This window comes from Paraburkholderia sp. GAS333 (genome assembly GCF_050435665.1).
GTDB lineage: Bacteria > Pseudomonadota > Gammaproteobacteria > Burkholderiales > Burkholderiaceae > Paraburkholderia > Paraburkholderia fungorum_A.
This window is the reverse complement of the sequence record NZ_JBNDKS010000001.1, coordinates 126528-139016: the sequence shown is the minus strand read 5'-3', so window position 1 is coordinate 139016 and position 12489 is coordinate 126528. Positions and strand designations below refer to the sequence as shown.

Sequence of the window (12489 nt, the reverse complement as noted above, 5' to 3'; positions counted from 1 at the left end):
CGAGCGTGAACGCGACATCAGGCCGTCAGCGTGACGCGTGCGAAGCGGCGCTTGCCGACCTGCACGGTGTACTCGCCCGCGTCGACCTTCAGGCCTTTGTCCGACACCGTCGTGCCGTCGATCTTCACGCCGCCCTGCTCGATATTGCGCAGCGCTTCGCTGGTCGACGGCACCAGGTGCGCCTGCTTAAGCAACTGACCGATAGCCAGCGGCGCGCCGGCGAGCGTCACGGCCGGAATGTCGTCCGGCACGCCGCCCTTCGCGCGATGGTTGAAGTCCTCGAGCGAACGCTCGGCATCGGCTTGCGAGTGGAAGCGCGCGACGATTTCCTGGCCGAGCAGCACCTTGAAATCGCGCGGATTGCGGCCCGCTTCGATCTCTTTTTTGAAACCCGCGATTTCGTCCATCGGACGGAACGAGAGCAGTTCGAAGTAACGCCACATCAGCACGTCGGAAATGCTCATCAGCTTGCCGAACATGTCGTTCGGTTTTTCGCTGATACCGATGTAGTTGTTCTTCGACTTCGACATCTTCTCGACGCCGTCGAGGCCTTCGAGCAGCGGCATCGTCAGGATGCACTGCTGTTCCTGGCCGTACTGCTTCTGCAACTCGCGACCCACCAGCAGGTTGAACTTCTGGTCGGTGCCGCCGAGTTCGAGGTCCGCGTTCAGCGCAACCGAGTCGTAGCCTTGCATCAGCGGGTACAGGAACTCGTGAATCGAGATCGGCACGCCGCCCTGGAAGCGCTTGGTGAAATCTTCACGCTCGAGAATGCGCGCGACCGTGTAGCGCGACGCGAGCTTGATCATGCCGTCGGCGCCGAGCGGCATCGACCATTCGCTGTTGTAGCGGATTTCCGTCTTGTCGCGGTCGAGCACGAGTGCGGCCTGCTCGAAATACGTTTTCGCATTCGACTCGATCTGCTCGCGCGTGAGCGGCGGGCGCGTCGCGTTACGGCCCGACGGATCGCCGATCAGCGACGTGAAATCGCCGATCAGGAAAATCACCGTGTGACCGAGATCCTGCAACTGGCGCATCTTGTTGAGCACGACCGTATGGCCGATGTGGATGTCAGGTGCAGTCGGATCGAGCCCGAGCTTGATGCGCAAAGGCTTGCCAGTCGCCTGGCTGCGCGCGAGTTTTTGCGCGAATTCGTCTTCGATCAGCAGCTCGTCGACACCGCGTTTGGTGACGGCGAGCGCGTGCCGGACTTCGTCGGTGATCGGAAGGGCGGGCGCTGAATTGGGCTTGGTGGACTCGGTGCTCATGCTGGAAACGTGAAGTCGCGAAAAAACAGGATTGTCCCATAGATGCAGACCGCCGCGCCCACTGACTCGGACGCAAACGGTCCGCAGGCGCGCGATTTCTGCACAGAGAGCCACGGTCATGGCGTTTCGGCGCTTAAATTCGACCGCGTTCGCGTCGATAATCTGCTAAAACGGATCGCAACGAACCCTCGACAGGAGCAGCAACGTGGCGCAAGACACGGCAGACGGCATCTACTTCGGACTGATGTCCGGCACGAGCATGGACGGAGTGGACGGAATCGCCGTCAGGTTCGCCGAAGGGCGCCCGCCCGAGGTGCTGGCCGAGGCCTTCGTCGGCTTCGCGGCGGGTTTGCGCGACGCGCTGTTCGCGCTGCAACAGCCGGGCGACAACGAAATCGAGCGCGAGGCGCTGGCGGCTAACGCGCTCGCCACGCGCTACACCGTTTGCTGCCACGAACTGCTGCGCGGCATCCACGTTTCCGCTTCGGAAGTTCGAGCGATCGGGGTGCATGGGCAGACCGTGCGGCATCGGCCGGAAAAGGGTTATACGCGGCAGATCAACAACCCTTCGCTGCTCGCGGAAATGATGCACATCGACGTGGTCGCCGATTTCCGCAGCCGCGACGTCGCGGCCGGCGGTCAGGGCGCGCCGCTCGTGCCCGCCTTTCATGCGACGGTGTTTGGTGCGAAAGACGAGACGCGGGTGGTCTGCAATCTCGGCGGGATCAGCAATATCACGATTCTGAACGCGACCGGTAGCGTGCGCGGTTTCGACTGCGGGCCCGCGAACGCATTACTCGACGAATGGGCGCAGCGCCATCTCGGCAAGCCGTTCGACGAAAACGGGCATTTCGCGGCGGGTGGCCAGGTGGATCGCACGTTGCTGAATGCTTTGCTCGACGAACCGTTTTTCTCGCAACAGCCGCCCAAAAGCACCGGGCGCGACCTGTTCAATGCCGAATGGCTCGACGCAAAGCTCCAGCCGTTCGCCAACCTCGATCCCGCTGATGTCCAGGCGACGCTGGTCGCGCTGACGGCGGTGACCGTTGCGCGCGAAATCGAGCGGCACGCATCGGACGCGCGGGCGGTTTATGTCTGCGGCGGCGGGGCCCGCAATCCTGAGATCCTGAGGGCGTTGCAGCAGGCGCTGGAAGATAGCGGCGTAAGCGGCGTGCCCGTCTTGACGACCGATGCGCTCGGCGTGCCGCCAAACCAGGTCGAGCCGCTGGCCTTCGCCTGGCTGGCGATGCGTTGCGTGGCGCGTCTTCCGGGCAATTTGCCTGCCGTCACGGGGGCGTCTGCGGAGCGCGTGCTGGGGGCAATTTATCCGCGGTGATACTTCGGGAATCGCGCCGTTGTATGGCGTAGAGACAATAAAAAACGGGACCTCGCGGTCCCGTTTTTTTGCACAACCAGTCGCTTAATCAGCCATCAAACCGAGAACGACGAGCCGCAACCACAGGTGGTCGAAGCGTTCGGGTTCTTGATGACAAACTGCGCACCATTGATGTCGTCCTTGTAATCGATCTCAGCGCCGACCAGATACTGGTAGCTCATCGAGTCGATCAGCAGCTGGACGCCGCTCTTGTTCATGACGGTGTCGTCTTCGTTGACGGCTTCGTCGAACGTAAAACCGTACTGAAAGCCCGAGCAGCCGCCGCCCTGCACGAAAACGCGCAGTTTGAGGTCCGCATTGCCTTCTTCTTCGATCAGTTGCTTGACCTTGTCAGCCGCTGCGTCGGTAAAAACGAAGGGGGCGGGCATCTCGGTCACGGGTGTATCGGTGACTGCGTTCATTCGAACTCTCCAAAAAGCTTCTAACCACTATTGTAGGGCTGTTCTCAATATCGTGCTGAAGCCCACAAACGCAATGGGTGCTTTGAGCAAAATCAATGCATTACAAGATTGTCGCCACAAAGCTGACCTGAGCGGCACGAATCATTGCTCCAGCGCCTTGTTCGGCGTGGCCACAGGCCAATCCAAACCGGTGAAACCATAAAAAAAGCCGCCTTCGCGAAAGCGTTGGCGGCTTTTGCAGCGATCCGGCCCGAGAGCCGGTTCGCACCCGAAACGATTAACGCTTCGAGAATTGCTTCCGGCGACGTGCCTTGTGGAAGCCGACCTTCTTACGTTCGACTTCACGAGCGTCACGCGTAACGAAGCCAGCCTTCGACAGTTCCGGCTTCAGCGTTGCGTCGTAGTCCATCAGCGCGCGGGTGATGCCGTGGCGAACCGCACCGGCTTGACCCGTTTCACCGCCACCGTTCACGTTGACTTTGATGTCGAACGTGACGCCGTGGTTCGTGAGTTCCAGCGGTTGACGCACGATCATCAGCGACGTTTCGCGCGAGAAGTAATCGGCAATAGGCTTGCCGTTCACAATGATCTCGCCCTTGCCTGCCTTGATGAACACGCGTGCGACGGCGCTCTTGCGGCGGCCCGTGCCGTAATTCCAGTTACCGATCATGTGGGCTCCCCTTAGATCTCGAGCGCTTTCGGCTGTTGTGCCGAATGCGGATGCGTTGCTTCAGCGTAGACCTTCAGCTTCTTGATCATCGCGTAGCCGAGCGGGCCCTTCGGCAGCATGCCCTTGACCGCTTTCTCGAGCGCACGGCCCGGGAAGCGTTCTTGCATCTTGCCGAACGTCGTTTCATAGATACCGCCCGGGTAACCCGAGTGACGGTAGTACTTCTTGTCAGTAGCCTTGTTGCCCGTGACCTTCAGCTTGCCTGCGTTGATAACGATGATGAAATCACCGGTGTCGACGTGGGGAGTGAATTCTGGCTTGTGCTTGCCGCGAAGACGGTGTGCCACTTCGCTGGCGACACGCCCGAGAACCTTATCCGTCGCGTCAATCACGTACCATTCACGCGTAACCTCATGGGCTTTTGCGGAAAACGTCTTCATGATCGATCCAAAAAAATTGCTGCGCCCAATATGTTTTTTCCTGCTTGTAGTGTGCGCATCGAGGCGCGTGCAGGCTCTCCCTGGTTCTTCCTCCGCGGGCGCGAATGCGGAAAAGCCTTGAATTATAAAGGACTTTGCGGCAGCAAGTCAAAATGTGCGGCGTTTTTTGAGAAGCGGCCGTGGCTGAAGGACTCTGGAGAAGCCCCTTTGCGCCCTTTCCGTGCCCGAAACCTGATCGGGCGGGTCGGGAAAGCGACCGGTAGCCCATAAAACGTAGGCGAAAAAAAACCCGAACTATCGGTTCGGGTTTAATCCACCAAAGGAGGAGGTGGAGGAGACAGCGGAAGTTGCAGAGCAACTGCAACCAATGAGAGCAATTATACGAGTCCGCCTTGTGCGACGCAAGAACATTTGCATTGCGAAATGCCTTCTCATAATGTGACAACTTGAAATATAAGCGCCAGGACCGCAAATTCCCTTGCCGATCAAGAGATAAGGGCGGGTTTGCCGGACTCGTCCACGGGAATTTTCTAGAGCAAAACCCCTAAAGATGTTAGGGCATTCCCGAATTCGCTGAACATGCCGCACCGCAGCATGCAAGCCATCATCCGGCATAACTTTGAGGAAAAGTCGCTTCGGGCGGATCCGCAGATGGCGGGCTACAATGCCGTCTCGATATTTGTGAAGCGCGGTGGAGCACAGCATGGAATGCAAAGTAAGCTGGATGGGGCAAGACGGGATGGCATTCGCGGCCGAAACGGGCAGCGGTCATCTGGTAACGATGGACGGCGCGCCTGAAGGCGGCGGTCGCAACCTCTCGCCGCGTCCGATGGAAATGGTGTTGCTCGGCACGGGCGGTTGCACGGCGTACGACGTCGTGATGATCCTGAAGAAAAGCCGTCAGGAAATCGCCGGTTGCTCGGTCACGCTGAAGGCCGAGCGCGCCAGCGAAGATCCGAAAGTGTTCACGAAGATCCACTTCCACTTCACCGTGACCGGCAAGAATCTGAATCCGGCGACGGTGGAACGCGCAATCAATCTGTCGCACGACAAATATTGCTCGGCATCGATCATGATCGCGAAAACGGCCGAGCTGACGCATTCGTTCGAAATCGTCGCGAGCTAAGGCTTGGCGGGCAGCGCTGTCGTGCGTGAAGCGAGCCCAAAGGTCCACCAAATAAAAATGCCGGCGTCCCAATGGACGCCGGCATTTTTTTGTCAGGTGGCAAAGCAGGCCGATAAGCCGGATTCTGTGCACGCGCAACGTCCGAAAACGCGACGCGCGTGGCAGCCATTCCTCTAGACGCGCCATTACTGACGCGCTCAAGCTTCCTACCCGCAGACGTGACGGGGGCCCCGTCCTGCATCTCGAAGATGCTAGCCTGCCTACTTGGAATTGCTCCGGGTGGAGGTTACCGTGCCGGTCTGCCTCGCAGCAGCCGCGGTGCGCTCTTACCGCACCGTTTCACCCTTACCTGATCCCGACTTGCGCCGGGCCATCGGCGGTTTGCTTTCTGTTGCCCTGTTCCGCGTGTTGCCACGGATGGCCGTTAGCCATCACCCTGCCCTGTGGAGTCCGGACTTTCCTCGCCCTCTTTGACCGAAGCCGCAGAGGCCGCGACTGCCTGGCCTGCTTTGCTGGGGCGCATTTTAACATCTGCGATGCAGGCAAGCCGGTTTGACGGATGAAATAGCCGAATGGCCAGGGGCTTGCGGGAAGATTGTGCGGAAGGACGGGGTGAAGTCCGGTAGCGAGCCAGAGCTATTAGCGATTACGCCGTCCCGTGCGAAACACGGACGTATCGTCGTAAAACGCGGGCGATTCGTTCTCCGTCCACCAGCCCGGAATGCCGAGCACAGGAAGCGGCGCAAACATGCGGCTTGTCAGTGCGTCGGTGTTCAGCAACGCCGCGCTGACCGATTCATCGAGGTAGGCGTCCCGCGCCACCCTGCTCCACTCGAAGTACGCGGACGGCACGTCGACGATCCACGCATGTCCCGTGCAGGCCTTGAACGGCGCGATCAGTTTTTCCAGCAACGCGTGTCCGAAGCATCGCACTTCGCAACGCGAGCCCCATGCGCCTCGCCCGGCCACCAGCAACGTTTGCCAGTCGAATCCTCTTAGAGCAGCGCTCAACGAAGGATCAGCGCAAGCAAACAGCAACGCGTTTTCGTCGAATAAAGTCAGCGTATCGCGCACGCCGCCGCGAGTCGGGCCGATGCCCAACACGTCGATCGCCGTCGACTGCCGCGCGTTCAACGCGGCCTTGACGCGCGGAAACGCAAACCACATCGAACCATTGAAGAAATCATGCAGGTTGTGGCGCGTCGGCACGCATCCGGTCGACGCGATATGCGCTTCGTACGAAGCGCCGGGCGGAAGATCGTCCTGCGCAATGAACGCGAGCCGCTGCCCGCGTCCGGTGATCTGCCGCATCTCGGCGGCGTCGGCGTTCATTTCGGCGAGCAAGGCGGCGTAGCTCGTCAGCGCCGCCTGCTGCCAGCGCTGACCTCTTGCGGCAAACTGCGCGAACCATGGCTTCGACCAGTCGATGGCGGCAAATTCCGACTTCGCCGCGTCCTCGTCCGCTGGAAGCCCCGCCTCACTCGCCAGCATTTAATGCGACCTCAAAACGGCGACCTCAAACCAGCCGCCAACCAATCGACTCGCCGCCGCGCAACGGCACGACCGGCGTATCGCCAACCGGCAATTCCGCCGGCAATACCCACTCCTCGCGAAGCAGCGTGACCTCCTCGGTATTACGCGGCAGACCGTAAAAATCCGCGCCGAAGAAGCTCGCAAAGCCTTCGAGCTTGTCGAGCGCGCCAGCTTTGTCGAACGCTTCGGTATAAAGCTCGAGCGCGTGCAATGCCGTGTAGCAGCCCGCGCAGCCGCAAGCGTGCTCCTTCAAACCCTTCGGATGCGGCGCGCTGTCGGTGCCGAGGAAGAAGCGCGGATTGCCCGACGTCGCCGCCTCGACCAGCGCCACGCGATGCGTCTCGCGCTTCAACACCGGCAGGCAGTAGTAATGCGGACGAATGCCGCCCTGGAAAATCGCGTTGCGGTTGTACAGCAGATGATGCGCGGTAATCGTCGCGCCCAGCAGGTCCGGCGCGGCACCGGCTTCGCGGATGTAGTCGACCGCGTCTTTCGTCGTGATGTGTTCGAACACCACCTTCAGCGCCGGGAACGCGCGGCGCAGCGGCGTCATCACGCGGTCGATGAACACCTTCTCGCGGTCGAACAGATCGATTTGCGAATCCGTCACTTCGCCGTGCACCAGCAGCGGCATGCCCACTTCCTGCATCACTTCGAGCGTTTTTGCGCACTTCATGATGTCGGTGACGCCCGCGTCCGAGTTGGTCGTCGCGCCCGCCGGATACAGCTTCACGCCATGCACGAAACCGCTCTCACGCGCGCGGCGGATTTCGTCGGGCGGGGTGTTGTCGGTCAGGTACAGCGTCATCAGCGGCTCGAATTTCGCGCCCTCGGGAATCGCGGCGATGATCCGCTCGCGGTACGCCTGCGCCATCGCGGTGGTCGTCACCGGCGGCTTCAGATTCGGCATGATGATCGCGCGGCCGAACTGGCGCGCGGTGTCCGGCAACACGGCGGCGAGCATCTCGCCGTCGCGAACGTGCAGGTGCCAGTCGTCCGGACGGGCGAGCGTGAGGGAGTCGAGGGAAACGTTGGAAGCGGTCATGGCAAGTGGGGACGAGACTCTGCGGCAAAAGCCAATCGACCCGGTCAAACCGCCTTGTTGCGGCCTGAACACACGTCAATTTTGCTATTTGGCGTTTCTGGCTCGGTGATATGCTTGGAAAATCATCATTGTAACGGCTCGCCCCGTTCACAGGCTTACCTGCAACATGTGCCAACTTCTCGGAATGAACTGCGCCGCGCCGACGGACGTCACGTTCTCTTTCACCGGCTTTGCGGCGCGTGGCGGCGTCACCGATCACCATGCCGACGGCTGGGGCATCGCCTTCTTCGAAGACAAAGCGTGCCGTTTGTTCATCGACCATCAATCGTCGGCCACGTCGCCGATCGCCGAGATGGTCAAGCGTTATCCGATCAAATCGAAGAACACGATCGCGCATATCCGCAAGGCGACGCAGGGGCATATCCTGCTCGAAAACTGCCATCCGTTCATGCGCGAATTGTGGGGACGTCACTGGATTTTCGCGCACAACGGCGATCTGAAAGAGTACGCGCCTGAACTGACCGGCGTGTATCAGCCGGTCGGCACGACCGACAGCGAACTCGCTTTCTGCGCGCTGCTGGAAGGCTTGCGCAAGGCTTTTCCGGGGGCGCAGCAGCCGCCGCTCGCCGAACTGTTCGCCGCGCTCGAAACGATCACGCGCGACATCACACAGTTCGGCGTGTTCAATTTTCTGATGTCGAACGGCCAGGCGCTGTTCGCGCATTGCTCGACGCATCTGCATTACATCGTGCGGCGCTGGCCGTTCTCGACCGCGCATCTGGTCGACGCGGATGTATCGATCGATTTCGCCAAATACACGACGCCGGAAGACCGCGTCGCAGTTATTGCGACCAAGCCACTGACCGACAACGAAGTGTGGACCGCGTTCGAACCGGGCGATCTGATGATGTTCCAGCACGGCGAAGTGATCGACCGTGTGAATGTGCCGGTGCCGGCGTCGGTGCTGGAAAAGCTGCGCAATCCGGCGCTGGATGCATCCGCGTCGGCCACGACGATTGCGGCATCGATCACGCCGACAGTGTCCGAAGCAGACACGCTGGCGGCCAATGAAATCGACATCGAAGCCGCAGACGATACCGCCGCGTTCGAATCCTGACCGAATAAGTCGCGCACAAAAAAAGCCGCTATAAATAGCGGCTTTTTTTCATTCTGAGCAAGCGGCCAGACAACACCGGCCGCGTAATCAAGCTCAATCTCAGTGCAGGATCTTCGCCAGAAAATCCTTCGCGCGATCCGACTTCGGGTTCGCGAAGAAATCTTCCTTGCGGTCGTCTTCGACGATCAAGCCCTTGTCCATGAAGATCACGCGATGCGCGACCTTCTTCGCAAAGCCCATTTCGTGCGTGACGCACATCATGGTCATGCCTTCCTGCGCGAGTTCAACCATTACATCGAGCACTTCGTTGATCATTTCCGGATCGAGCGCCGAAGTGGGTTCGTCGAACAGCATCGCGATCGGGTCCATCGACAACGCGCGCGCAATCGCCACACGCTGCTGCTGACCACCCGACAACTGCCCCGGAAATTTGTCCGCATGCGCACGCAGGCCCACGCGATCAAGCAGCTTCAGCCCTTTCGCGGTGGCTTCGTCGTTCGAACGGCCGAGTACCTTCACCTGCGCGAGCGTGAGGTTCTGCACGATCGACAGATGCGGGAACAGCTCGAAGTGCTGGAACACCATACCGACCTTCGAACGCAGCTTCGACAGATTGGTTTTCTTGTCCGTCAGCGACTGGCCGTTGATAACGATTTCGCCCTTCTGGAACGGCTCCAGGCCGTTGACGGTTTTGATCAGCGTGGATTTGCCCGAGCCCGACGGCCCGCACACCACCACCACTTCACCTTTTTTGACTTCCGTCGTGCAGTCGGTCAGCACCTGAAACTGGCCGTACCACTTCGAAACATTTTTGATGGAGATCATCTTGCGACCTTTTTCTGAAGACCTTTGACGAGGCTCGACGCGATCACGCAGACCACGAAATAACACGCGCCCGCGAACAGTACCATTTCGATGTTCGTACCGTCACGATCGCCAATATTCGTGGCGGTGCGGAAGAAGTCGGCGAGGCTGATCACGTAGACGAGCGACGTATCCTGAAACAGCACGATACCTTGTGTGAGCAACAAAGGCACCATTGCGCGGAACGCCTGCGGCAATACGATCAGGCGCATGGCCTGCGAATAGCTCATGCCGAGCGCGAACGCGGCGTTGACCTGCCCGCGCGGCACCGCCTGAATGCCCGCACGAATGATCTCGGAATAATACGCGGCCTCGAACAGCGAGAACGCGACCATCGCCGACGCGAGGCGGATGTCGATATCCGGCGACAGCCCGAGCACGTTCTGCAGCACTTGCGGCACGATCAGGAAGAACCACAGCAGCACCATCACCAGCGGGATGGAACGGAAGATCGTCACGTAACCCTTCGCGAACCACTCGAAGGGTTTGAACGACGACAGCCGCAGCATCGCGAGAATGGTGCCCCAGATGATGCCGAACACGATCGCGATCAGCGTGATCTTGAACGTGACGACAGCGCCGGTCCACAGCGTAGGCAGCGCGCCCGGAATACCGCTCCAGTCGAAATGATGCATCACTTGCCTCCGATATAGCCGGGCAACCGGGTTCTGGCTTCGACCCAGCGCATCAGTTGCATCACGACCAGGTTGATCAGCATGTACGCGACCGTGACGGCGATAAACGACTCATAAGTCTGCGACGTGTAGTCGACCAGCTGACGCGCCTGCGCGGACAGATCGAGCAGACCGATCGTCGACGCGACCGCCGAGTTCTTGAAGATATTCAGAAACTCGGACGTGAGCGGCGGCACGATGATCCGGTACGCAACCGGCAGCAGCACATAGCGATACGTCTGCCATTGCGTAAAGCCCATTGCCAGACCCGCGGCACGCTGGCCGCGCGGCAGCGCGTTGATGCCCGAGCGCACCTGCTCGCACACGCGCGCGGCGGTGAACAGGCCCAGGCACAGAATGGACGACGAAAAGAACTGCGCGCCGGGCGGCAGTTGCTTGAACCAGTTGCCCATCGATACAGGCAGCAACTCCGGTATCACCAGATACCAGATAAAGAACTGCACAATCAGCGGGATGTTGCGAAAAATGGCGACGTAAAGTGTGCCGATGCCGGATGCCCATTTATTCGGCACCGTCCGCAGCACGCCGAAAAACGAACCGACGATCAGCGCGATGACCCATGCCGACAACGACACGGTCACCGTCACCCACAAACCTGAAAACAGCCAGCCCAGATAGGTGGTCGGCTCGCCGGTGGAGACCGGACTCAGCAGAATGCCCCAGTTCCAGTGATATGACATGAGCAAGACTCCAGCAAAAAGAAACGGAAGAAGCGCGTGGCCCCTTCCGTTTCGTTCAGCGTTTCAAAAAGACAGCTAAGGTTTGATCGACTTAGTCGATTGCCTTGTCGTTCGGATTCTTGAACAGCGCCTTCATGTCGTCGCTTTGCGGGAAGTTCAGGTTCAAACCCTTCGGCGGAATCGGCGATTCGAACCACTTCTTGTAGATCGCATCGGCCTGGCCCGAGGTCTGGACCTTGGCGATCGCGTCGTCGGCGACCTTCTTGAATTCCGGGTCGTTCTTGCGCAGCATGCAGCCGTACGCTTCACGCGATTGCGGCGCGCCGACGATCACGAAATCGCCCGGATTGTTCGACTTCGCGCGCTCGCCCGCGAGCAATGCGTCGTCCATCATGAACGCAGCGGCACGGCCCGTGGACAAGGTCAGGAACGACTCGCCATGGTCCTTCGCGCTGATGATGTTCATGCCCATGCTCTTTTCCTGATTCATCTTGCGAAGCAGGCGCTCGGACGTGGTGCCGGCGGTCGTCACGACCGTCTTGCCCTTCAGGTCGGCCCAGTCTTTGATGCCGGAGTCTTTCTTGGTCATCATGCGCGTGCCGATCACGAAAATCGTGTTCGTGAACGCAGCCTGTTGCTGGCGCTCGAGGTTGTTCGTGGTCGAACCGCACTCGATGTCGACCGTGCCGTTCTGCACCAGCGGAATACGGTTTTGCGACGTGACCGGCGTGAGCTTCACCTTCAGGTTAGGCATGTTCAGCTTCTGCTTCACTGCCTCGACCACGGCCAGCGCGTACTCCTGCGAGTAGCCGATCACATTCTGTTTGTCGTCGTAATACGAGAACGGAATCGACGATTCGCGATGGCCCAGCGAAATGACGCCCGTGTCCTTGATCTTTTTCAGTGTGCCGGCGTCCTGCGCTTGCGCGCCAACGGTAAACAGACCGAGTGTCGCGAGCAGCAGCGCAGCTTTTTTAACCTTCATGTTGTGATCTCCTTGGCAAGAACCGGCGCCAGTTTAGCAAAGTAATTATTCTGAAAGTATCGCAATTAGCCCTGCTGTTGCGTGCGCGCCGCTAAGGGTTTTTGCGCCGTTTTCAGGGCCATCCGGTCAGGCTTTCCGGATATGCGAAGGCGGGCGGCACCGATAGGATGCCGCCCGCCAGGTAAAACACGCCGTCTCGTGGACGGCGTTCAGCCAGGAATCGACGGCAAACCCGCTTGTGGGCGGGCCGGCCGTTATTCAGACATAAG

Annotated in this window: 13 protein-coding genes and 1 other RNA gene; 3 read left to right on the top strand and 11 right to left on the bottom strand. The window is 59.9% G+C overall.

Features of this window, described 5'->3' with window-relative positions; translation table 11 throughout:
- Positions 1-17: 17 nt before the first annotated feature.
- Positions 18-1268 carry a tyrosine--tRNA ligase gene (tyrS, locus tag ABH945_RS00640; protein WP_429249425.1) on the bottom strand — a complete coding sequence of 417 codons (1251 nt, stop codon included), beginning with the start codon at positions 1266-1268 and terminating at the stop codon, positions 18-20.
- A gap of 205 nt (positions 1269-1473) precedes the next feature.
- On the opposite strand from tyrS, the gene ABH945_RS00635 reads away from it, so the two are divergent.
- Positions 1474-2604, top strand: coding sequence for an anhydro-N-acetylmuramic acid kinase (locus ABH945_RS00635; protein WP_074765716.1), 1131 nt, complete (start codon positions 1474-1476; stop codon positions 2602-2604).
- 95 nt (positions 2605-2699) lie between these two features.
- Here ABH945_RS00635 and erpA read toward each other — a convergent pair whose 3' ends face one another.
- The 3 genes from erpA to rplM all read right to left on the bottom strand — a co-directional run bounded on the left by erpA (position 2700) and on the right by rplM (position 4175).
- Positions 2700-3065 (bottom strand): iron-sulfur cluster insertion protein ErpA, encoded by a 366-nt coding sequence (gene erpA, locus ABH945_RS00630; protein ID WP_029968241.1) that lies wholly within the window; start codon positions 3063-3065, stop codon positions 2700-2702.
- Between the two features lie 277 nt (positions 3066-3342).
- On the bottom strand, positions 3343-3735 hold the full coding sequence (gene rpsI / locus ABH945_RS00625) for a 30S ribosomal protein S9 (RefSeq protein ID WP_007180423.1): 393 nt from the start codon (positions 3733-3735) through the stop codon (positions 3343-3345).
- 11 nt (positions 3736-3746) lie between these two features.
- Complete coding sequence (gene rplM / locus ABH945_RS00620) at positions 3747-4175, bottom strand: 50S ribosomal protein L13 (protein WP_020069304.1); 429 nt, start codon at positions 4173-4175, stop codon at positions 3747-3749.
- A 703-nt stretch (positions 4176-4878) separates the two neighbouring features.
- On the opposite strand from rplM, the gene ABH945_RS00615 reads away from it, so the two are divergent.
- Positions 4879-5301 (top strand): OsmC family protein, encoded by a 423-nt coding sequence (locus ABH945_RS00615; protein ID WP_074765718.1) that lies wholly within the window; start codon positions 4879-4881, stop codon positions 5299-5301.
- Positions 5302-5398: 97 nt separating this feature from the next.
- On the opposite strand, the gene rnpB is transcribed toward ABH945_RS00615, so the two are convergent.
- From rnpB to pyrC, 3 genes are all read right to left on the bottom strand, one after another.
- Positions 5399-5812, bottom strand: an RNA gene (rnpB, locus tag ABH945_RS00610) — RNase P RNA component class A.
- Between the two features lie 128 nt (positions 5813-5940).
- The gene (locus ABH945_RS00605; RefSeq protein WP_429249424.1) at positions 5941-6792 is read right to left on the bottom strand and encodes a DUF3025 domain-containing protein; all 852 of its coding nucleotides are present in this window, start codon (positions 6790-6792) and stop codon (positions 5941-5943) included.
- A 25-nt stretch (positions 6793-6817) separates the two neighbouring features.
- Positions 6818-7879 (bottom strand): dihydroorotase, encoded by a 1062-nt coding sequence (gene pyrC / locus ABH945_RS00600; protein ID WP_429249423.1) that lies wholly within the window; start codon positions 7877-7879, stop codon positions 6818-6820.
- A gap of 166 nt (positions 7880-8045) precedes the next feature.
- On the opposite strand from pyrC, the gene ABH945_RS00595 reads away from it, so the two are divergent.
- Positions 8046-8996 carry a class II glutamine amidotransferase gene (locus tag ABH945_RS00595; protein ID WP_429249422.1) on the top strand — a complete coding sequence of 317 codons (951 nt, stop codon included), beginning with the start codon at positions 8046-8048 and terminating at the stop codon, positions 8994-8996.
- Positions 8997-9095: 99 nt separating this feature from the next.
- Here ABH945_RS00595 and ABH945_RS00590 read toward each other — a convergent pair whose 3' ends face one another.
- The 4 genes from ABH945_RS00590 to ABH945_RS00575 all read right to left on the bottom strand — a co-directional run bounded on the left by ABH945_RS00590 (position 9096) and on the right by ABH945_RS00575 (position 12220).
- Positions 9096-9821: an amino acid ABC transporter ATP-binding protein gene (locus ABH945_RS00590; RefSeq protein WP_042320997.1), complete on the bottom strand. Its 726-nt coding sequence runs from the start codon at positions 9819-9821 to the stop codon at positions 9096-9098.
- Positions 9818-10495 (bottom strand): glutamate/aspartate ABC transporter permease GltK, encoded by a 678-nt coding sequence (gene gltK / locus ABH945_RS00585; RefSeq protein WP_074765726.1) that lies wholly within the window; start codon positions 10493-10495, stop codon positions 9818-9820. Before gltK ends, ABH945_RS00590 begins: the two co-directional genes overlap by 4 nt.
- Positions 10495-11235: an amino acid ABC transporter permease gene (locus tag ABH945_RS00580; RefSeq protein ID WP_074765728.1), complete on the bottom strand. Its 741-nt coding sequence runs from the start codon at positions 11233-11235 to the stop codon at positions 10495-10497. The genes gltK and ABH945_RS00580 overlap by 1 nt, the downstream gene beginning before the upstream one ends.
- A gap of 91 nt (positions 11236-11326) precedes the next feature.
- Complete coding sequence (locus ABH945_RS00575) at positions 11327-12220, bottom strand: glutamate/aspartate ABC transporter substrate-binding protein (RefSeq protein ID WP_074765730.1); 894 nt, start codon at positions 12218-12220, stop codon at positions 11327-11329.
- Between the last annotated feature and the right edge of the window lie 269 nt (positions 12221-12489).